The organism is Flagellimonas lutimaris (assembly GCF_051494225.1).
GTDB lineage: Bacteria > Bacteroidota > Bacteroidia > Flavobacteriales > Flavobacteriaceae > Flagellimonas > Flagellimonas lutimaris_A.
Window position 1 is genome coordinate 477,464 of sequence record NZ_JBNPYE010000001.1, and the last position, 19,872, is coordinate 497,335.

The following is a 19,872-nucleotide window of genomic DNA, read 5'->3' on the forward strand; positions in this document are numbered from 1 at the left end:
GGGAAGGTTCTTATTTCAACGTTTGTAACAATGTCCGTTACTTGTCTATTGAGCCGAGCACTCTGGACATAAAACCATTCAAGGCTTCTTTTTTTGAAGCTCCATTTTTGATTTCGTTGGATACTTCGATGGCACCATAAAGGTTGGAGATCAATTCTCCTATCATGTCAAGTTCTTCTTCTTTTAAACTTGAAACTTCACAAACACTTTCAAGGGTATCTGCAGTTTCCTGTAAATAATCCTCGTCGTGCTCCTCGGCAAAATTGACCAATTGTTTAATTATGGGCAACTTCATTGATCAAGTCTTTTAAAACATCATATTTATTGGTCTGCACCTGATTCTTCAAAGATCCATTTGAAAAAGCTGCGAATGTGGGCAAGTTGTCCACGTTTGCCAATTTTCTGGATTCCGGGAATTTTTCGGCATCTACCATTACAAAGGTTATGTTCTCGTTCAAAGAGGCTTCCTTTTTGAACTTTGGCTTCATAATTCTACAGTTTCCGCACCAAGATGCGCTGAACTGTACTACTACGTTGTCATTGTCGGCAATAACCTCGCTTAGGTTGTCTTTGTCCAATTCTACAATCATAGCGATTAGTTTACGTGATTAGCCAAGTAATCGGAAACACCGGCTCTATCAGCATTCATGGCTTCTTTTCCTTCTTCCCAGTTTGCCGGACAAACCTCCCCTTTTTCCTGAACGTGGGTGTAGGCATCTACCAAACGCAAAAACTCCTTTACGTTTCTTCCCAATGGCATATGGTTGATACTCTCATGGAATACGGTTCCTTCCTCATCGATCAAATATGTAGCTCGGTAGGTTACATTGTCACCTTCAACTACAACAGAATTGGTCTCCTCGTTGTAGTCTTCCTTCATAATGTCCAAAATACCCAAGGCAGTCGCTAGGTTTCTATTGCTATCAGAAACGATAGGGTAGGATACACCTTCGATTCCACCATTGTCTTTTTCGGTGTTCAACCATGCGAAATGTACTTCGGCAGTATCACAAGAAGCTCCTATAACAATGGTATTTCTCTTTTCAAACTCACTTAGGTTTTGTTGAAATGCAAATAGCTCTGTTGGGCAAACAAAAGTGAAATCTTTTGGGTACCAGAAAAGTAAAACTTTCTTGTTTTCGGCTTTCGCTTTCTCTAAAATGTTGATTTTGAATGTGTCGCCCAATTCGTCGATGGCGTTTACTTCAATGTTTGGAAATTTTCTTCCTACTAAAGTCATTTATTGGATTTTTAAGAATTTCGAGTGGCAAAAATAGTGCGGATTTACGGCTTTTTTCAACTTGAAAATTAGTATTTCTTATAGTTTGATAAACCGTGACTATGCATCAAAAAAAACTTGTGTTTTTTGATGTTAAAGCAAAATTTGAATCCAAATTTTAATGACTTCTTAATGAAGTTGTCTTTGTTTATAAAGTAGAATGAAAATTTATTCAGCTGTACTTGTTGCAAGTTGCTTGATCTTAATGCTGAAGGCGGCAAACAACAATGTCATTATGGGACTTAACCAATTGAATACGGCATAGAGGGCATACTCGCCGATCCCCACACCTAAAACGCTACTGTGATATGCTCCACAGGTATTCCAAGGCACCAAAACCGAGGTAACCGTACCCGAATCTTCCAAAGTTCTACTTAGGTTTTCCGGGGCCAATCCACGTTCCTCGTAGGCTTTGGAAAACATTTTTCCAGGCACAACAATGGCCAAATACTGGTCGGATGCGGTAACGTTCAATGCCAAACAGCTTCCTACGGTACTGGCGAACAATCCAAAAGTGGTCTTTGCCAATTTTAGAAGGGATTCTGTAATTCTTTCCAAGGCTCCAATTCCATCCATAATACCTCCAAATACCATGGCGCAGACTATCAACCAAATGGTGCCCAACATTCCTGACATCCCTCCGGAGGAGAAAAGTTCGTTAAGAGCTGGGTCGTCAGTTGCAATAGATGTATCAATGGTAATGGCATTTAAAATACCTTTATAGCCGGACTCAAAACTTAAGGCTGCGCCTCCGCCAATGTTGGCCACAATGTCTGGTTGAAAAATAAGTGCAAAAACACCACCTAAGAGTGTGCCTATCAAAAGTGCCAATAAAGGTGGGGCCTTTTTTACAATCAAACCAATAACGACCAATGGCACCAAAAACAACCAGCCATTTATATTGAAGGTTGAACTGATATTTGCTAGTATTGAGCCGGTATCCGCTTCACCAGAAGTGTCAATAGTAAATCCAAGAATGATGAAAACAATCAAGGTCACAATAATCGTTGGAACCGTAGTATAGGTCATGTAGCGAATGTGGGAGAACAAATCTCCACCAGCCATTGCAGGAGCAAGGTTAGTGGTATCGCTTAAAGGTGACATTTTATCTCCAAAATAAGCACCGGAAAGCACTGCGCCAGCCGTCATTCCCAACGAAATTCCCAAGGCATCGCCGATACCAATAAGTGCAATACCTACGGTTGCAGCTGTAGTCCAGCTACTGCCTGTGGCAATGGAAATAATGGCACAAATAACTACGCTGGCCGCCAAAAATATGGTAGGATTCAAGATTTGAAGCCCGTAATAAATCATAGCAGGAATAATACCGCTGACCAACCAAGTGCCCGAAAGTGCACCTACCATCAAGAGAATAAGCAAAGCTCCTGTAGTGGACTTGACATTTTCGGCCACTTCAGCAATCATCTGCTTATAAGAAACTTTATTAAAGAACCCGACAATGGCGGCCACCGCACCACCCATTAATAGAATAAATTGGTTGGAACCACTTAGGGCATCATCTCCAAAAACATAAACATTATAGGCCAACATGGCAACCAATGCAAAAACAGGTATAAGTGCTTCGGCAATAGTTAAATTTTTATTTTCTACAATGTGTTCATCTTCCCTAAATTTTGGCTTTTCCGCTTTTTTCGGCATTTGGTCTGAGTTTGTTAGAAGGTAATATTACGATTTTGCACTATGCTGTGCAAACAACATAGGTTTACTTCTTAGGCCAAACTTGCATCGGGAGATAAAATACCTAGCTTATCCATGCACTCACGCATGGTGATGTATGTTTTGTGTATATCGTTGTCCAATCCGATTGAGAAACGGATAAGTCCCTGGGAAAGACCCAGTTCTTTTTGTTCTTCTTCTGGAATTTCGGAAGAAGTTGAAGTTCCCGAAGCGCTGAACAAGGTTTTATAGAACCCAAGACTTACTGCTAAATAGCCCAGTTTTTCTTTTTGCATAAGTTCCATCAAAGCATTGGCCCTTTCCACTGAACCAACATCTAGAGTGAGCATGCCCCCAAAACCATATTCGTGATTCATCTGGGATTTCATCAAGTCATGACCAGAATGACTTTCCAAACCAGGGTACACCACTTTTAAACCGTCTTTCTCAAATTGTTTGGCCAAATAATGGGCGTTTTCACTATGTTTTTTGATGCGGATATGAAGTGTTCGCATATTCTTAAGGATTGAAGCGGCCCGCAAACTGTCCAAAGTACTTCCCAAGAGCATTCCAGCTCCGTTATTCACATCTTTTAAACTGAGACAAAAATCTGTTGTTCCACAAACGGCTCCCGCAACGCAATCACTACTGCCGTTGATAAACTTGGTAAGGCTGTGCACTACAATATCAGCTCCCAATTGTGCCGCATTTATGGTCAAAGGAGAAAAGGTGTTATCGACCACCAATGGCATCTCGTTCTTTTTGGCGATTTTGGTCAGCGAAGGGATATCGGCGATCTCCAATAAAGGGTTGCTCACCGCCTCACAGTAAATCATTTTGGTTTTTGGTGTGATGGATTTCTCAACCGTTTCCAAATCAGTGATGTCTATAAAGGAAACTGAGATATTGAATTTCTTTACAAAGTTCTTTAAGAAGGCATAAGTGCCCCCATAAATGGTTCTGCTGCATACAATATGGTCGCCAGAATCACACAACTGAAGTATAACAGCAGTAATGGCACCCATACCGCTGGCGTATACATTGGCAGCTTCCGTTCCTTCCAGTTGCGCCATGGCTTCACCCAAGTATAAATTGGAAGGGGAGGAGTGTCTACTATACAGGTAGCAGCCTTCAGTATTCCCCTCGAAAGTGTCGAACATGGTTTTTGCAGAAAGGAAAGTATAAGTTGATGAATCTGATATAGAAGGGTTTACACCTCCAAATTCCCCAAAATATTGTAAATCTTGTATGTGTTCTGATGCTTTATAGTCCATAATGTACAGTTTTTGATAAAAATATGAATTGATAGACCTAAAATCAATAGATATGTTTAAATAATGAATATTTGTCCTAAATAATAAAATGATTAGGTTATTGTTCCATAAAATTGGAATTTAGCCGTAATAGTTGGAAAAATCGTCGGTATGAAACTGGATAAAGTGGACATTGAGCTGTTGAGATTGCTCCAAGAAGACTGCAAAAAGACAACAAAGCAGTATGCAGATGCTTTGCATTTGTCCAAAACTGCGGTCTATGAAAGAATTCGTCGTCTGGAGCGTAATGGGGTGATTACCCAATATGCTGCTTTGGTGGATAAAGAAAAAATTGGGCGCGATTTTATGGTACTCTGTCAAATACGCCTGGTGCAGCATACCAAGGAAAATGTCTTGAAATTTGAACGCGAGGTGCTACAGCTTCAAGAAGTCTCAGAATGCTTTCATGTAGGAGGGGATTACGATTATATTTTGAAAATATTTGTTGAGGATATGAAAAGTTACAGGGAGTTTATGGTTACTAAACTCACCGCCATCACCAATATTGGAAATACCCAAAGTTCCTTTGTTATCAATGAGGTAAAGAATAGTCCTTCTGTGCATATTTAGTTTGTGCCTGTCATTCTAAAAACACCTAATATTTGAAGAATCTTTCTAACAAAAGTCAAGAGAAAAGATTCAGTAAGCAAGACTTTCGATGTGTGGATTGGCGACCAATTAGTGTCATTTCGAAATAAAATTTACCATATTGATTGAAAAATCTTTTTTTGTTTTACAGGAAACATTAAATCCAACCATCTAACAATCCACCAGTCCAATAATCTAATAATCCAGTTATGCAGCAAGCCAACAGTCTAACCAACAAATAATCCAACAGAATGGATTGGTACTGTCCCGAAAAACATTTGTACTTTTACGGTTGTTTTTAAAGAACAAAGCTTTTTAGCAATTATCCTTACAAATAATATAATATGAATCAATATGATGTAGCTATCATTGGCTCTGGACCTGGAGGCTATGTAGCGGCCATTCGATGTGCCCAATTGGGAATGAAAACGGCAATAATAGAAAAATATGCTACTCTCGGAGGTACTTGCCTTAACGTAGGTTGTATCCCATCCAAAGCACTTTTGGACTCATCGCACCATTACGAGGATGCCGTAAAGCACTTCGAGGAGCACGGTATCGACATTCCAGGGGAAGTAAAAGTGAACTTGGAGCAAATGATTGCCCGTAAACAAGGTGTGGTTGACCAAACCACCAAGGGTATCGAGTTTTTGATGAGCAAAAACAAAATCGATGTCTACCACGGAGTTGGAAGTTTTAAGGATGCTACACATATCAATATCGCAAAAGAGGACGGTGAGGAAACCATTGAAGCTAAGAATACCATTATAGCTACTGGTTCTAAACCATCATCCTTGCCTTTTATTGAAATTGATAAAGAAAGAGTAATTACCTCCACGGAAGCCTTGAAACTTAAAGAAGTTCCAAAACATATGATTGTTATCGGTGGTGGCGTAATTGGTTTGGAATTGGGTCAGGTATACAAGCGCTTGGGCTCCGATGTTACCGTTGTGGAGTATATGGACCGAATTATCCCAGGAATGGATGGCGCTTTGTCCAAAGAACTTACCAAAGTGATGAAAAAGCAAAAGGTGAAGTTCAACCTATCTCACAAAGTAAAATCTGTGGAGCGTAAAGGTGATGAGGTAATTGTGAAAGCCGATGACAAAAAAGGCAAGGAAGTAACCATTACAGGTGACTACTGCTTGGTAAGTGTTGGCCGTAAACCTTACACTGAAGGATTAAATGCCGAAGCTGCTGGAGTGAAATTAGATGATAGGGGTAGAGTAGAGGTGAACAAGCATTTACAGACCAATGTAGCTAATATTTACGCCATAGGTGATGTGGTAAAAGGAGCCATGTTGGCACATAAAGCGGAAGAAGAGGGGACTATGGTCGCTGAAATTTTGGCGGGGCAAAAGCCACATATTGATTACAACTTGATTCCTGGAGTGGTTTACACATGGCCAGAAGTTGCCGCTGTTGGTAAAACAGAAGAGCAATTGAAAGAGGAAGGTGTTGATTACAAAGTGGGTCAGTTTCCGATGCGTGCCTTAGGCAGAGCCAGAGCTAGTATGGACATTGATGGTTTCGTGAAAATTCTAGCCGATAAGAGTACAGATGAGGTATTGGGAGTACATATGATAGGTGCGAGATGCGCCGATTTAATCACCGAAGGTGTTACCGCCATGGAGTTTAGGGCGTCAGCAGAGGATATTTCGCGTATGAGCCATGCCCACCCAACTTTTGCCGAAGCTGTCAAAGAAGCGGCATTGGCCGCCACTGATGACAGGGCCTTGCATGTATAGTTAAAGAAGTTATAATCAAAGATTATAAAGCATTCAATCGTAAGGTTGGATGCTTTTTTTTAGCTTCTAACCGTACGTAGAACTCTTCGAAGAAATAGTCGAGCTCTGATGTAAATCTCTCGTAGTGCGGGAATAGAAATTTCTTTCAATTCAATAAACTGGGATTTGGTATAAGAAATACCCAAACCAATTTGTGATTTGATGCTCGATTCATACTTGTTGTATTGTAGAGACAAATAGGAACAGGCAATCATAAAAGCGAGAGCACCTGGAATCACAATTTCCGGTGAAAGGGAATGGTTGAAGAAACGATACAATCCCAAGCCAGTGAAACTTCCATAAAGTATGATAAAGTGAATCACGTATATGGAAAGTGTACTTGCCCCGATTTGTAAAACGGTTTTGTTCGTCATAAACTGTCGAAGTACCATGAATACCGCAAAAACAACAAATACATTCCCTAATCGGATAAATAAATAATTGTTGGATAATATTAGGTTGAACATTTCCAACCCGGTCCATTTATAAAGTCCAGCAAAAGCATTGGATGATTGATAAATCAGTAAGTAACCAACCGCCAAAGCAATGGAAATAGCAGCGGGATACAAGTACTTATAATTTTTGAACCTCGTAAAAAGTACAGAAATAAAGGCACCTAATGTGGCATAGCCAAACCAAGGAATAATCGTAAATACTGAACCATTGATCTTGGTAAAATAGTTGGCTATAAAATTGGGCAGAAAAGCAAAAGACCAATCTTTATAAACTCTTTCAAACAAGAAGAGTACCAAGGTGATACTCACTAAAACCAGTGGGAATACATATTTTTTTCTTTTGGCGGTAAGCACATAAACACCGATCAATCCTAAAATAGAAAGGCCTATGCAGTGAAGTACATCCACCAAATAAAATGCGTTGTAAATTTCACCTTTTAAGAGTCCACCAAGGTTCAATCGAAGTAAATACCCAATCGCCAAAAGTTGCAGTCCGCGTCGGATGCCTTTTGCAACTCTTGGATTATCCATTCCATTTTCTGGAACCCGAATCAACAAGTAAGTGAAAATAAAACCGGAAACAGTAAAAAAGACAGGGGCGGTAATCCCACGAAAGTACAGCCAAACATTGTAAATAGCGTTGCTGGAATCCCTAAAAACAGGATCCAATAAACCATCAATGAAGTGTCCTTGCAGCATCATCAAAATGGCCCATGCCCGCATGGCATCAATAAAAAATAACCTATTGCTTTTGGCTGTCATCTGATTCACGTTCAACCTATATACTTGTTTTGCAGGTAGTTTGGATGTTCTTTGAGCCAAAAATATGCAAAATAGTCGCATCTCTGCTTCGATTGGGGTATTTTAGCGAAAGAATCAATGATTTTATATTATGGCTGCAATTTTGGCATTTGCCGGAAGCAATTCTTCAACTTCTATCAATTTTAAATTGGTAAAACATACTATTGCTTTAGTGCAAAACCATGATATTCAGATACTCAATATGGCAGAGCACTCATTTCCCATGTATAGTGAAGACTACGAAAAGGAACATGGCTTTTCGAATGCTTTGATGAAATTGAAAGATGATATCAAAAAATCAGAAGGGATTATCTTGTCGGCAAATGAGCATAATGGAAATCCTTCAGCCTACTTTAAAAACGTATTGGATTGGCTCTCGAGACTGGATAGAAATTTCTTGGAAGACACAAAAGTATTGCTAATGTCCGCTTCACCTGGAAGATATGGTGGCTCTAGGTCTTTGGGGGTCTTGGAAAATATGTTGCCGAAGTTTGGGGGTGAGGTCTTGGCCACATTTTCCCTAAAGTCTTTTAATGATAACTTTGGTGATGATGGCATTTTAGACGAAGACCTAAAAAGTGAACATCAAAAAGCATTGAATACTTTTTTAAATTCGTTAAAATAGTAGGTATTGCGAAAACACCGTTCATTTAAAATCACCTCTCTTTTACAAAGTAAGAATGCACTGTTTCAATGGTCGAGAGCGCATCGGGAAGTTGCTTGGTTAGATAGTAATTCACACCAGGACCCATATTCCAGTTTTGAAGCTTGTCTGGCCGTAGGGACTTCTCAGGTAATTACTGATGTGGATGAACTTCAAACCTTTATGGAACTTGAGAAGGATTGGTTCTTTGGTTATTTCTCCTATGATTTTAAAAATGAGTTGGAAGAATTGAGCTCCAATAACTTTGATGCTCTTGGATTTCCAGTGCTACAGTTCTTTCAGCCCAATAAAATTATAATTGTTGCAGACGGAGAGCTCCATTTTAAGTATTTGGAGGCCTTTGCCAACGAAATTGAGTCGGATTATGCCGAAATCATCAAGTATCGGTCAACCAGTGCTCCAAAAAAGGTAACCGACCCCATCAAAATTAAAATGCGAATCCATAAGGATGCCTATTTTGAAAAGGCCAATCGATTTCTGGAACATATTCACCGTGGGGATATTTACGAAGCCAATTTTTGTCAGGAGTTTTTTGCAGAAGACGTTTCTATTGACCCGTGGGAAACCTATAACAAGCTCAATGCCATATCTGAACCGCCTTTTGCTGCATTTGTAAAGTTAGATTATAGGTACCTGATATGTGCTTCACCGGAACGCTATATCAAAAAAACGGGTCAGAAAACAATTTCCCAGCCTATAAAAGGTACTGCGCCAAGAGGAATGAATGAAGATGAGGACAAAAGAATCAAAATAGCATTGACCAAAGATGAAAAGGAGCGAGCAGAAAATATTATGATCACCGACCTTGTTCGCAACGATTTGTCCAAGAGTGCATTGAAAGGTTCAGTGCAAGTTAAAGAATTATGTAATGCATACACTTTTAAGCAAGTACATCAATTGATCTCGACCATAGTTTCAACGGTTTCCAAGGATAAGAATCCAGTAGAGCTTATTAAAGAAACCTTTCCCATGGGCAGTATGACTGGAGCTCCGAAAATTTCGGCAATGAAAATTATTGAGGAATTGGAAGAAACTAAACGGGGTTTGTATAGCGGTACAGTGGGGTACTTTGATCCACACGGTAATTTCGACTTCAATGTGGTGATTCGAAGTATTTTGTACAATGCGACCAAAAAGTATGTGTCCTTTTCTGTAGGAGGTGCCATAACTTCAAAATCCAATCCAGAAAATGAATACCAAGAATGTTTGCTAAAAGCTAAAGCGATGCGAACAGTATTGGAAGAAGGCTAAGTGTTAATTCGTAAATTTGCGCCATGTTCCCAAAGTTCAAAGAACACATTAGCAACAAAATGCCTTTCCTAAAAGGGAAAAAGCTGTTATTGGCCTACAGCGGAGGTGTGGATAGTGTGGTGTTGGCCCATTTAAGCGCTGCTGCTAACTTGGACATTGCATTGGCCCATTGCAATTTTAACCTTCGAGGTGAAGAGAGCGATGGGGATGAAAATTTTGTACGTGAACTTGCAACTGAATTAGGTGTTCAGGTTTATGTAAAGAGTTTTGATACTAAGCAATATGCCGAAATACATCGAGGTTCAGTGCAAATGGCAGCACGAGAGCTGCGCTACCAATGGTTTGATGAACTTTTAAAAACCAAAGGTTTTGATTATGTACTGACCGCCCACCATGCCGATGACAGTTTGGAGACCTTCCTGATTAACTTGTCTCGAGGCACTGGAATTGATGGACTTTCTGGGATTCCAGAAGTGAACGAAAAGGTAGTTCGACCTTTGCTCCCTTTTTCTCAAGAGGAGATTTTGGGTTATGCGAATTCAGAAAACATCAAGTGGCGAGAAGATAGCAGCAATGCGAGTTCCAAATATCTTCGGAATAAAATTCGTCATCAAATTGTGCCGATTTTAAAGGAACTGCATCCTACTTTTTTGCAAAACTTCCTGAACACCCAAAATTATTTACAGCAAACCAACGATTTGGTCACCAATCATTTAAATGATTTAAAGGCTAAATTGTTTGAGCCGAGGGATGGAGCCATCAAAATAAACATTGAAGAACTGGAACAGCTACAGCCCTTGGAGTCCTATCTGTATGGATTGTTTAAAGATTACGGTTTTACGGAATGGGAAGATGTAAAAGCCTTGTTGACTGCAATGAGTGGAAAACAAGTAATTTCCAAAACCCATCTATTGCTCAAGGATAGGGATTTCCTTATTCTTTCTGAAATAAAAAGTAGGGTAAGCCGAACATACCCTGTCTATATAAATGGAACTACATCCGAGTCGCCCATCAAACTAAAACTGGAAAACGTTAAAAACCTTGAAAACCAAGGTCAAAAAGTCGTCTTTTTGGATAAGGAAAAGTTAAACTTTCCGTTAGTGTTAAGGAATTGGGAAAAAGGCGACTATTTTTATCCTTTCGGCATGAAAGGAAAAAAGAAACTCTCCAAGTTTTTCAAGGATGAGAAAATGGATGTGATTTCCAAAGAAAAACAATGGTTGCTCTGCTCGGACAATAAAATTGTTTGGGTTGTGGGCAAAAGAGCCGATGAACGATTCAAGGTTGAGGATTCAACCCAACAAATAATAAAGATTACACAACATACATGAGATCATTAGTACTGTTTTTAGGACTATTCTTCATCAATCTGATCACTTTTGCCCAAACGGATGAAAATCCTGCAGTTTGGAGCCACGAAGTACATAAATTATCCGATACCGAATATGAACTGGTGTTCAAGGGAAAGATTATGGACGGGTGGCATGTGTATTCACAATACACCGACGAGGGAGGTTCGCTCCCCAGTGAATTTACTTTTGAAAAAGCTGGCGAAGACTATGAACTTATCGGTGAAACAGAAGAAAGTGAAACTATAAAAGAGTATAGCGACATTTTTGAAGTTGAGGAGACGTTCTTTAAGAAAGAGGCCATCTTTACACAGAAAATAAAATTATTAGATCCTGAAGTCAATCAAATTTCGGTGAATCTATTTTATCAGATTTGCAAGGAAGTGTGTCTTCCTGTTGATGAACTTTTCCAGATTTCGTTGGATGGAAGTGGGTTTGTGGCGGAAGAGACATCCTTGGATGAACGAAGTGTGGCCCTTGGAGAATCGCTCAAGGTCGATTTAAAAAACAAAACCCTCTTGAATCAATCCGGAGTGACGGATTCCGAAGGAAAATCCAATCTATGGGTGATTTTTGGTCTAGGTTTCATTGGTGGGCTAATTGCATTGCTGACGCCCTGCGTTTTCCCCATGATTCCTTTAACAGTTTCTTTTTTCACCAAACAATCACAGAACAAGTCCAAGGGGATAGCCAATGCACTGTTATATGGATTTTTTATCGTATTAATTTATTTCTTGTTGAGTTTACCTTTCCATTTATTCAATTCGGTGGACTCACAAATATTGAACACCATAGCCACGAATATTTGGCTCAATGTGTTCTTCTTTGTGATTTTTGTATTCTTTGCCTTTTCGTTTTTTGGCTATTACGAATTGACCTTGCCCAGTTCTTGGGCCAATAAAATGGATTCGGCCTCATCCAAAGTAGGAGGGGGACTAGGTATCTTTTTTATGGCGTTGACCTTGGCCATTGTGTCATTTTCGTGTACTGGACCAATTTTGGGTGGACTTTTAGGAAGTACAACTCTTGCGGAAGGTAATGTGGCGACTAATTTAACTTCTGGGATGGTTGGCTTTGGTTTGGCCTTGGCCTTGCCATTTGCTCTCTTTGCTATGTTCCCAGCCTGGTTGAATTCCCTGCCAAAATCCGGCGGATGGATGACCACAGTTAAAGTGGTACTTGGCTTTTTGGAGCTGGCCTTGGCCTTTAAATTCTTGTCCAATGCCGATTTGGTTGGTAACTGGGGCATCTTTAAAAGAGAAATATTTATAGGTATCTGGGTGGTGCTCTTTATTTTAATGACCTTATATCTTTTCGGAATCTTCAGGTTTCCACATGATGGGCCTAAAAAAAATCTTTCACCTGCTAGAAAATTAACAGGATTGGCAAGCTTGGCTTTTACGGTTTATTTGATTCTGGGGCTTTTCAATATCAGTAACTTGAAACTACTTAGTGGATTTCCACCACCAAGCTTTTATAGTGTTGTGGAAACGGAAAGCGATTGTCCCTTAGGTTTGGATTGTTTTAAGGATTTTGAAGAGGGTGTAGCTTATGCACAAGAAGCAAACAAACCTATTTTGCTCGATTTCACGGGATGGGCCTGTGTTAACTGTAGAAAAATGGAAGAAAATGTTTGGAGCGACCCTGCCGTATATTCGTTACTGAAAGACGACTACGTGTTGATTTCCCTTTATGTGGACGATAGAAAAGAGCTCCCGGAATCAGAACAGTTCGATTTTAAATTTGATAGCGGGAGGATAAAAGCCATCGAGACCATAGGTCAAAAATGGGGGACATTCCAAACCGTTAATTTCAATGCAGCATCACAGCCTTATTATGTGCTACTTTCCCCTAACTTGGAAATTTTAAACGAAGCAGTACAGTATGTGGATGTGGAAACTTACGAGGAGTGGCTTAAATCAGGTTTGGAAAAACACCATCTATCCATGAACAAATAATTGATATTTGTCAATATATTTTTTTAGTCATATAAGAAAATAGTTATACCTTAGGATGGACTAATTGACTTAACCCTTCTTCGTGAAAAAATACAAAAAGGTACTTCTTGTACTCGCAGGACTACTTCTACTTGTAATTATTGGCATAGCCATATTTGTAAACAGCCTTAAGCCAGATTACGGAGGGGAAAAGTCCCTGCCCGGTATCTCCAATGAGGTAACCACTTATTTTGATACCTACGGGATTCCACATATTTATGCTGATAACGAGCCAGATGCAATGAGGGCATTGGGTTATGTACATGCCCAGGACCGCTTGTGGCAAATGGAATTGTTGCGAAGGGTGGCAAAAGGAAGACTTTCTGAAGTTTTTGGCCAGGACATGATCAAAACAGATAAATTTTTCCTTTCCTTGGGAATCGACGATCATACCAGAAAAACAATAGAGGAGTTAGATAAAGAAAGTGAAACCATTGTGCTTGCCCAAGCCTATTTGGATGGCATTAATGAGTTTATAAAAAATGGGCCGACACCGGTCGAATTTTATTTGACAGGTCTGGAAAAGGAGCCCTTCACCATTGAAGATGTGTACAACGCTGTGGGGTATATGGCTTTCAGTTTTGCTATGGCACATAAAACGGACCCACTATTGACCAGTATGCGCAATAAGCTGGGAAGCGAATACATGGAGGATTTGGCGATAAACTCGGACACTTCTACCGTCTGGATCAAAAATTACAAAGGTGTCAAAACGGATACTTTGGGAATCAATATCACAGCAAGTGTAACCGAAGCTTTGGATAAGCTCCCCATTCCACAGTTTGAGGGAAGCAATAGTTGGGTAATCGCACCACAAAAAGCAAAAAATGGCAAGGTTATATTTGCAAACGACCCACATATTGGTTTTGCACAACCTTCTGTATGGTACGAAGCCCATGTGAGCACTCCAACGTATGAGAAATATGGATATCATCTGGCAGGTGTACCTTTTCCATTGCTTGGTCACGACCGAAAATTAGCCTATGGCCTCACTATGTTCGAGAATGATGATATTGACTTTTATTATGAAGAATCCAATCCATCGGACAGTACCAAATACAAAACCGCAGATGGCTGGAAGGATTATGAATTTGTAAACAAGACCATAAAAGTAAAAGATGGGGATGATGTGGTCTTTACCTATAAAAAAACACATCATGGACCTGTTTTAAACAATATAGCGGATCAAATTTCCGGGGATCGACCAATTGCTATGTCTTGGATTTATACAAAACCTAAAAACATGGTGATGCATGCACTCTATGGCATTAGCCATGCTTCAAACATCAAGGAGTTTAAAAGTGCTTTGCCCAATATCCATGCGCCAGGACTTAATGTAATGTATGGTGATGCAGAAGGCAATGTGGCATGGTGGGCCACGGCAAAACTGTACCAGATGCCGGATAGTGTTTCTACCAAGTTTGTTTTGGATGGAACTACAGGGAAGCAGGAACCACTACGTTATTTGGATTTTTCGGAAAATCCAATGGCTGAAAATCCGCCATGGAACTATGTGTATTCCGCCAATAATCAACCCGATTCTATTGCGGGAATGCTATATCCGGGATATTATCTTCCCGAAAATCGAGCTAAAAGAATAGTACAGTTGTTGGATGCCAAGGATGATTGGGATAAAGAATCAATATCCGAAATGATATTGGACGTTACCTCTCCAGTAAATACAGAAGTGGTTTCCGAATTAATAAAACTATTTGATGTTACCCACTTGGACAGCGAGCAATTGGTACTTTTGGATTCGTTAAAGAATTGGAATGGTAAATACTCGTTAAATACAACCAGTCCAGTGATTTACCATAGGACATTATATTATATGGTCAAGAATACCATGGAAGATGAATTGGGCCCCAAAATGTTTAAACAATTTTTATCGACTCATTTGTTCAAAAGACAAATTGCTTGGGGATCTAGCATGCAGAGTGGAAAATGGTGGGACAATATAAATACTCCGGATGTTGTGGAAACAAGGGAAGATATTGTTATGATGTCTTTTGCACAAACATGGGAATCACTTGTAAAGGATTTTGGCGAAGATTCAAGTCAGTGGACTTGGGACAAGGTGCATACGTTGGAACATCAGCATCCATTTGGCCAAGTGGAATCTTTAAGAAAATATTTCAATGTAGGCCCGTTCCCTGTTGAAGGCACGCGAGAGGTCATCAATAACCTCTCATTTCCTTACGATAGCACGGGATATTACAAAGTAAGTTCGGGTCCATCAACCAGGCGTATCATTGATTTTTCCGATGTCGAGAACAGTATCAGCATATTGCCGACCGGGCAATCAGGAAATCCTTTAAGTGAACACTATGAAGATCAAGCCCAAATGTATGTCAATGGAGAATTTCGCAAAATGATGATGAATAAAAAGGAAATAGAAGAAACCGCAGCGTCTATTTTAATCTTCCGTTAACCCAAAAAGGGTTTTCATCAATTCAAATTAGGGTATTCGTCAAAAAGAAAATCTTTTTGTGATGAGAATGGCTACTTTTTCAGTCTCATTCAATTAGAAATTCCATATGCTCATCAAAGTTTACGGGAGTGCCGTTTTTGGCATCGAGGCAACCACTATTGTTGTGGAGGTAAATATCGACAAAGGAATAGGATACCATTTAGTAGGTTTGCCCGATAATGCTATTAAGGAAAGCAATTACCGTATTGCTGCTGCGCTCCAAAACAACGATTATCGAATTCCAGGAAAGAAAATAACCATCAATATGGCACCTGCCGATTTAAGAAAGGAAGGGTCGGCCTACGATCTTACTTTGGCCATTGGCATTTTGGCGGCATCCAATCAGATTAAATCGGTAAATATTAGCAATTACCTGATTATGGGTGAGCTTTCTTTGGATGGAAGTTTACAGCCTATAAAAGGTGCTTTGCCCATTGCCATAAAAGCCAGAGAAGAAGGTTTTGAAGGCTTTATCTTGCCCAAAGAAAATGCGAATGAAGCTGCTGTTGTGGACGGACTTAAGGTATATGGGGTCGAAAACATTAAAGAGGTTATTGACTTTTTTGATCAAGATGTCCCTTTGGAGCAGACACATGTGGATACCCGACAAGAGTTTTATGAAAATCTTCATTTACCAGAGTTTGATTTTGCCGATGTAAAAGGACAAGAAAGTATAAAAAGATGCATGGAAATCGCAGCTGCAGGTGGGCATAACGTTATTTTAATTGGTCCGCCGGGAGCCGGTAAGACCATGTTGGCCAAAAGATTGCCCTCTATTTTACCTCCCATGACGCTTCATGAGGCCTTGGAAACCACCAAAATACACAGTGTTGTGGGTAAGGTAAAGAATAAGGGTTTGATGAGTCAAAGACCTTTTAGAAATCCACATCACACGATTAGTAGTGCCGCTCTAGTAGGAGGAGGGAGTTATCCACAGCCTGGAGAAATATCACTTTCCCATAATGGAGTGCTCTTTTTGGATGAACTTCCCGAATTTGAGCGCCGTGTATTGGAGGTCATGCGACAACCGATGGAAGACAGGGAGGTTACCATTGCCCGCGCACAATTTACAGTAACCTATCCCAGCAGTTTTATGTTGGTGGCCAGTATGAATCCCAGTCCCGGAGGATACTTTAATGATCCCGATGCTCCTGTAACATCTTCTCCTGCTGAAATGCAACGCTATCTGGGCAAAATTTCAGGGCCATTGTTAGATCGAATCGATATACATATTGAAGTTACTCCTGTTCCATTTGATAAATTATCGGAAGAGCGAAAAGGGGAAGGCAGCGTTGTAATAAGAAAAAGGGTCGAAGCGGCACGCGAAGTTCAAACCCAAAGATTTGAGAAAGTTGAAGGTATTCATTACAATGCCCAAATGAGCACCAAACACATTAGGGAATTTTGCAAGCTCAACGAATCCTCCAAAAATCTTTTAAAAGATGCCATGCAACGTTTGAACCTTTCTGCAAGGGCTTATGATAGAATTTTAAAGGTGTCCCGTACCATTGCCGACCTCGAACAATCCGAACAGGTGGCGGAAAACCATATTTCCGAAGCTATCCAATACCGAAGCTTGGATAGGGAAGGTTGGTTGGGCTAACCCTAATTGAACCTTTTGATTAAGTTGTAGGTGAAGGTTATCATTTCCTTGTAGTTTTCTTTACTTATTTTTTCATCAATACCATGGAATCTTGTCATGCTATCCGGACCTATTCGTATAGGATAGAATCGGTACACATCGTCTGAAACATCATAAAAATATCGAGCATCTGTTCCACCGCCAATTAAGCCTGGAACTACAACTACTTCGGGGAATACCGAACGTATCGTTGTTTCAAGATTTTTAAAGGCATCGGAATCTATACCAGAAACAGGGGAGGGGTTTGTGGAAAAACCGGCAATTTCAACCTTAATGCCATCTCCAATGGTTTCTTGGATGTGTTCTTTTACCGATTCAACGGTCTCTCCGGGCAAAATCCTGAAATTAATGGTTGCTTTCCCCACGGTTGGAATCACATTGTCCTTTACTCCACCTTCAATTATAGTTGGCGCTGTTGTGGTATGGGCATTAAGTGCTTTTAACACAGGGGCTTTGAAAAGCCAAGGGTTGGCAAAGGCCATTCGTTTAAAAAAAGGCATTTCTGCACCCATATATTCAAATTGATAATCGATAGGCTTTACCAATTTATAAGGTAGTTGGTTGTCTTCAAGGTCCACAATAGCTTGTGCCAACATACCTAGAGTATTGTTTTCTGGAGGGGCAGAACTATGTCCTCCGGTGGTTTCAACAATAAGGTTGAAGGATACATAGCCTTTTTCTGCTAAGTTTACCATAGCCACGGTCTTGTCAAAATCCGGAACCATATCCTGGGCCAAAAAACCACCTTCGTCCAAGGTCATTGCAGCATGAACACCTTTTTTCTTTAAGTGGGCCGCTATTGCCTGGGCTCCATGTTCCCCGCCAAGTTCTTCGTCGTGTCCAAATGCGAGATAAATGGTTTGTTTCGGTGTAAACGACTCCTGCAGTAATACTTCTACGGACTCCATGAGTGCCATTAAAGAACTTTTATCATCCATGGTTCCTCTTCCAATAATGTGTGTATCAGTAATGATTCCCTCAAACGGGCCTGCCTCCCAAGCGTCAAGGGTCGGCTGGTCCACTGGCACAACATCTTGGTGGGAAAGTAGAATTATCGGTTTTTGGGATGTATCGGTACCCTTCCATTTATATAAAAGACTGTACTCGTTGATTTTTTCCAGCGTTAGTTTTTCGTGTATCATGGGGTAGGTATCTTTCAAAAACTGGTGAAACCCATTAAATGCGGTCGAGTCGGGAATGGCCTCTTCGCTAAAGGAAATGGTTTCGAATTGAACGGCTTTGGACAAGTTTTGCAAAGCCATTTCCGGAAACTTCATTGTTGCCAATGGTTCGGAATCAACTTGTTTCGACTTTAGCGACACTGTGTTGAAAACTAATATTCCGCCTAGAACAACAATAATGGCAGCAATAGCAATGATTAATTTTTTCATGGTTGGTTTTTTAAAAAGGTTGGTATTTGGATGTTTCTTTTGTGCTTATTCTAAAAAAGGCACTCACAAATTATGCAAAAAAACATAGCTTGGTCATTTTAAGACAAATAATTGTAAGTAAGTAAATTAAACCTTCCATTTTAATTAAAATGATAATGACATCCAGTGAATTGCCAAGATGCTCAATTAATTCGTTAAAGTTGGTTTAAATCACTGCCTGTTAGCATTTTAAATTCTAATTTCGCACAGCTATTGAAAAATTAAATGGAATGCAGTTTGTGGAGTTGAACCCAGTGGGCAATTTTGACCCTTGGGAGCAGGAGAAGATTGATGAGTTGCTACATCAAGAAATAAAAGGATCGTTGAGTAATCGATTGGTTTTTGAGAATGAGGTAATAAAGCTTTGGGACCTAAAGCTTCTTCCAGGTGAACGACTAAATTTTAGAAGACATAATACCAATTACGGTTGGGTATGTACTACAGGAGGTTTAGTGATTACCCGTTATGGAAATGGTAAAATTGATATGGTCAAGCTTAACCCTGGCGATACCGAGTATTTTGAAAACAGGGGAAAAAACTATGTCAACGACTTGGAGAATATCGGAGAGGATACCTTGGTCATCAATATTTTGGAATACAAAGAATCCAAGAAAGAAAACAGGTATCAGTTTTCTGACTAAATAGCCTTTATATTCGCTTTCAACCCTGAGATGATTCCTAGAATATTTTCTACCGTTTCATCCAAATAATATTTTATGGCCAAATGGGGAATCCTAATGGTGGTAAATCCATTTTTAAAGGAATGCATGGCGTCTTCTAGGTCGTTAATGGCTTGTTCATGGGTTATCATGTTATAATTTTTGTCAATCTCTATATTGAGTTTAACGCGGGAGATGGCAATATCAACTGATTTTTTACCATCCCACCATTCCAACATGGGATAAACGCCAGCTTCTTTTAAGGCATAGAATAAATGAATAGCATCAATCGGGGTGTTGTTGTCCAGTATCACTTTTTTGATCAGCCGTGTATGTCGTTCGCAAAGTTCAACACCTAAAGATTCTTTTGAAACTTTAAGTTGCTGAGGGCTAATGTCTTTGCCGCAATCCTTACATGTCATAAGTTTTTTTAAGGTTTAAGTCTAAGTATGATTTGGGACTATTATAACTTTGAGTTTTTTAAAATCGTATAAAAATTCGACGTACGAC

The 19,872-nt window shown here is 39.9% G+C and carries 17 protein-coding genes; 9 read left to right on the top strand and 8 right to left on the bottom strand.

Annotation, left to right across the window (positions count from 1 at the left end):
- Positions 1-37: 37 nt before the first annotated feature.
- The 5 genes from ACQQ5U_RS02170 to ACQQ5U_RS02190 all read right to left on the bottom strand — a co-directional run bounded on the left by ACQQ5U_RS02170 (position 38) and on the right by ACQQ5U_RS02190 (position 4,230).
- Positions 38-295 carry a DUF6952 family protein gene (locus tag ACQQ5U_RS02170; RefSeq protein ID WP_437395297.1) on the bottom strand — a complete coding sequence of 86 codons (258 nt, stop codon included), beginning with the start codon at positions 293-295 and terminating at the stop codon, positions 38-40.
- The gene (locus ACQQ5U_RS02175) at positions 276-590 is read right to left on the bottom strand and encodes a thioredoxin family protein (RefSeq protein WP_437395298.1); all 315 of its coding nucleotides are present in this window, start codon (positions 588-590) and stop codon (positions 276-278) included. The genes ACQQ5U_RS02170 and ACQQ5U_RS02175 overlap by 20 nt, the downstream gene beginning before the upstream one ends.
- Before the next feature lie 5 nt (positions 591-595).
- The gene (locus ACQQ5U_RS02180; RefSeq protein ID WP_119608266.1) at positions 596-1,240 is read right to left on the bottom strand and encodes a peroxiredoxin; all 645 of its coding nucleotides are present in this window, start codon (positions 1,238-1,240) and stop codon (positions 596-598) included.
- A 207-nt stretch (positions 1,241-1,447) separates the two neighbouring features.
- On the bottom strand, positions 1,448-2,938 hold the full coding sequence (nhaC, locus tag ACQQ5U_RS02185) for a Na+/H+ antiporter NhaC (RefSeq protein WP_437395299.1): 1,491 nt from the start codon (positions 2,936-2,938) through the stop codon (positions 1,448-1,450).
- Positions 2,939-3,009: 71 nt separating this feature from the next.
- Positions 3,010-4,230: an aminotransferase class I/II-fold pyridoxal phosphate-dependent enzyme gene (locus tag ACQQ5U_RS02190; RefSeq protein WP_437395300.1), complete on the bottom strand. Its 1,221-nt coding sequence runs from the start codon at positions 4,228-4,230 to the stop codon at positions 3,010-3,012.
- 150 nt (positions 4,231-4,380) lie between these two features.
- Here ACQQ5U_RS02190 and ACQQ5U_RS02195 point away from each other — a divergent pair, with 150 nt between their 5' ends.
- Both ACQQ5U_RS02195 and lpdA read left to right on the top strand, forming a co-directional pair.
- Entirely contained in the window at positions 4,381-4,839 is a 459-nt protein-coding gene (locus ACQQ5U_RS02195) for an Lrp/AsnC family transcriptional regulator (protein ID WP_437395301.1), read from the top strand.
- A 362-nt stretch (positions 4,840-5,201) separates the two neighbouring features.
- Positions 5,202-6,605, top strand: a complete 1,404-nt coding sequence (gene lpdA / locus ACQQ5U_RS02200) for a dihydrolipoyl dehydrogenase (RefSeq protein WP_437395302.1) — start codon at positions 5,202-5,204, stop codon at positions 6,603-6,605.
- 59 nt (positions 6,606-6,664) lie between these two features.
- On the opposite strand, the gene ACQQ5U_RS02205 is transcribed toward lpdA, so the two are convergent.
- The gene (locus tag ACQQ5U_RS02205) at positions 6,665-7,861 is read right to left on the bottom strand and encodes a heparan-alpha-glucosaminide N-acetyltransferase domain-containing protein (protein WP_437395891.1); all 1,197 of its coding nucleotides are present in this window, start codon (positions 7,859-7,861) and stop codon (positions 6,665-6,667) included.
- A 130-nt stretch (positions 7,862-7,991) separates the two neighbouring features.
- Here ACQQ5U_RS02205 and ACQQ5U_RS02210 point away from each other — a divergent pair, with 130 nt between their 5' ends.
- From ACQQ5U_RS02210 to ACQQ5U_RS02235, 6 genes are all read left to right on the top strand, one after another.
- Complete coding sequence (locus tag ACQQ5U_RS02210) at positions 7,992-8,525, top strand: NADPH-dependent FMN reductase (protein WP_437395303.1); 534 nt, start codon at positions 7,992-7,994, stop codon at positions 8,523-8,525.
- 6 nt (positions 8,526-8,531) lie between these two features.
- Positions 8,532-9,815 carry an anthranilate synthase component I family protein gene (locus ACQQ5U_RS02215; RefSeq protein WP_437395304.1) on the top strand — a complete coding sequence of 428 codons (1,284 nt, stop codon included), beginning with the start codon at positions 8,532-8,534 and terminating at the stop codon, positions 9,813-9,815.
- A 23-nt stretch (positions 9,816-9,838) separates the two neighbouring features.
- Positions 9,839-11,146 (top strand): tRNA lysidine(34) synthetase TilS, encoded by a 1,308-nt coding sequence (tilS, locus tag ACQQ5U_RS02220; protein WP_437395305.1) that lies wholly within the window; start codon positions 9,839-9,841, stop codon positions 11,144-11,146.
- On the top strand, positions 11,143-13,122 hold the full coding sequence (locus ACQQ5U_RS02225; protein ID WP_437395306.1) for a cytochrome c biogenesis protein CcdA: 1,980 nt from the start codon (positions 11,143-11,145) through the stop codon (positions 13,120-13,122). The genes tilS and ACQQ5U_RS02225 overlap by 4 nt, the downstream gene beginning before the upstream one ends.
- Before the next feature lie 82 nt (positions 13,123-13,204).
- A complete protein-coding gene (locus ACQQ5U_RS02230) occupies positions 13,205-15,592 on the top strand; it encodes a penicillin acylase family protein (RefSeq protein ID WP_437395307.1) in 2,388 nt (795 codons plus the stop codon).
- A 106-nt stretch (positions 15,593-15,698) separates the two neighbouring features.
- Positions 15,699-17,234 carry a YifB family Mg chelatase-like AAA ATPase gene (locus ACQQ5U_RS02235; protein WP_437395308.1) on the top strand — a complete coding sequence of 512 codons (1,536 nt, stop codon included), beginning with the start codon at positions 15,699-15,701 and terminating at the stop codon, positions 17,232-17,234.
- 2 nt (positions 17,235-17,236) lie between these two features.
- On the opposite strand, the gene ACQQ5U_RS02240 is transcribed toward ACQQ5U_RS02235, so the two are convergent.
- Positions 17,237-18,664 (bottom strand): M20 family peptidase, encoded by a 1,428-nt coding sequence (locus ACQQ5U_RS02240; RefSeq protein ID WP_437395309.1) that lies wholly within the window; start codon positions 18,662-18,664, stop codon positions 17,237-17,239.
- A gap of 269 nt (positions 18,665-18,933) precedes the next feature.
- Between ACQQ5U_RS02240 and ACQQ5U_RS02245 the strand changes: the two genes are divergently transcribed.
- Positions 18,934-19,344 (top strand): hypothetical protein, encoded by a 411-nt coding sequence (locus ACQQ5U_RS02245; RefSeq protein WP_437395310.1) that lies wholly within the window; start codon positions 18,934-18,936, stop codon positions 19,342-19,344.
- On the opposite strand, the gene ACQQ5U_RS02250 is transcribed toward ACQQ5U_RS02245, so the two are convergent.
- Positions 19,341-19,784, bottom strand: coding sequence for a hypothetical protein (locus ACQQ5U_RS02250; RefSeq protein ID WP_437395311.1), 444 nt, complete (start codon positions 19,782-19,784; stop codon positions 19,341-19,343). The two genes, ACQQ5U_RS02245 and ACQQ5U_RS02250, sit on opposite strands and share 4 nt — an antisense overlap.
- Positions 19,785-19,872 lie beyond the last annotated feature (88 nt).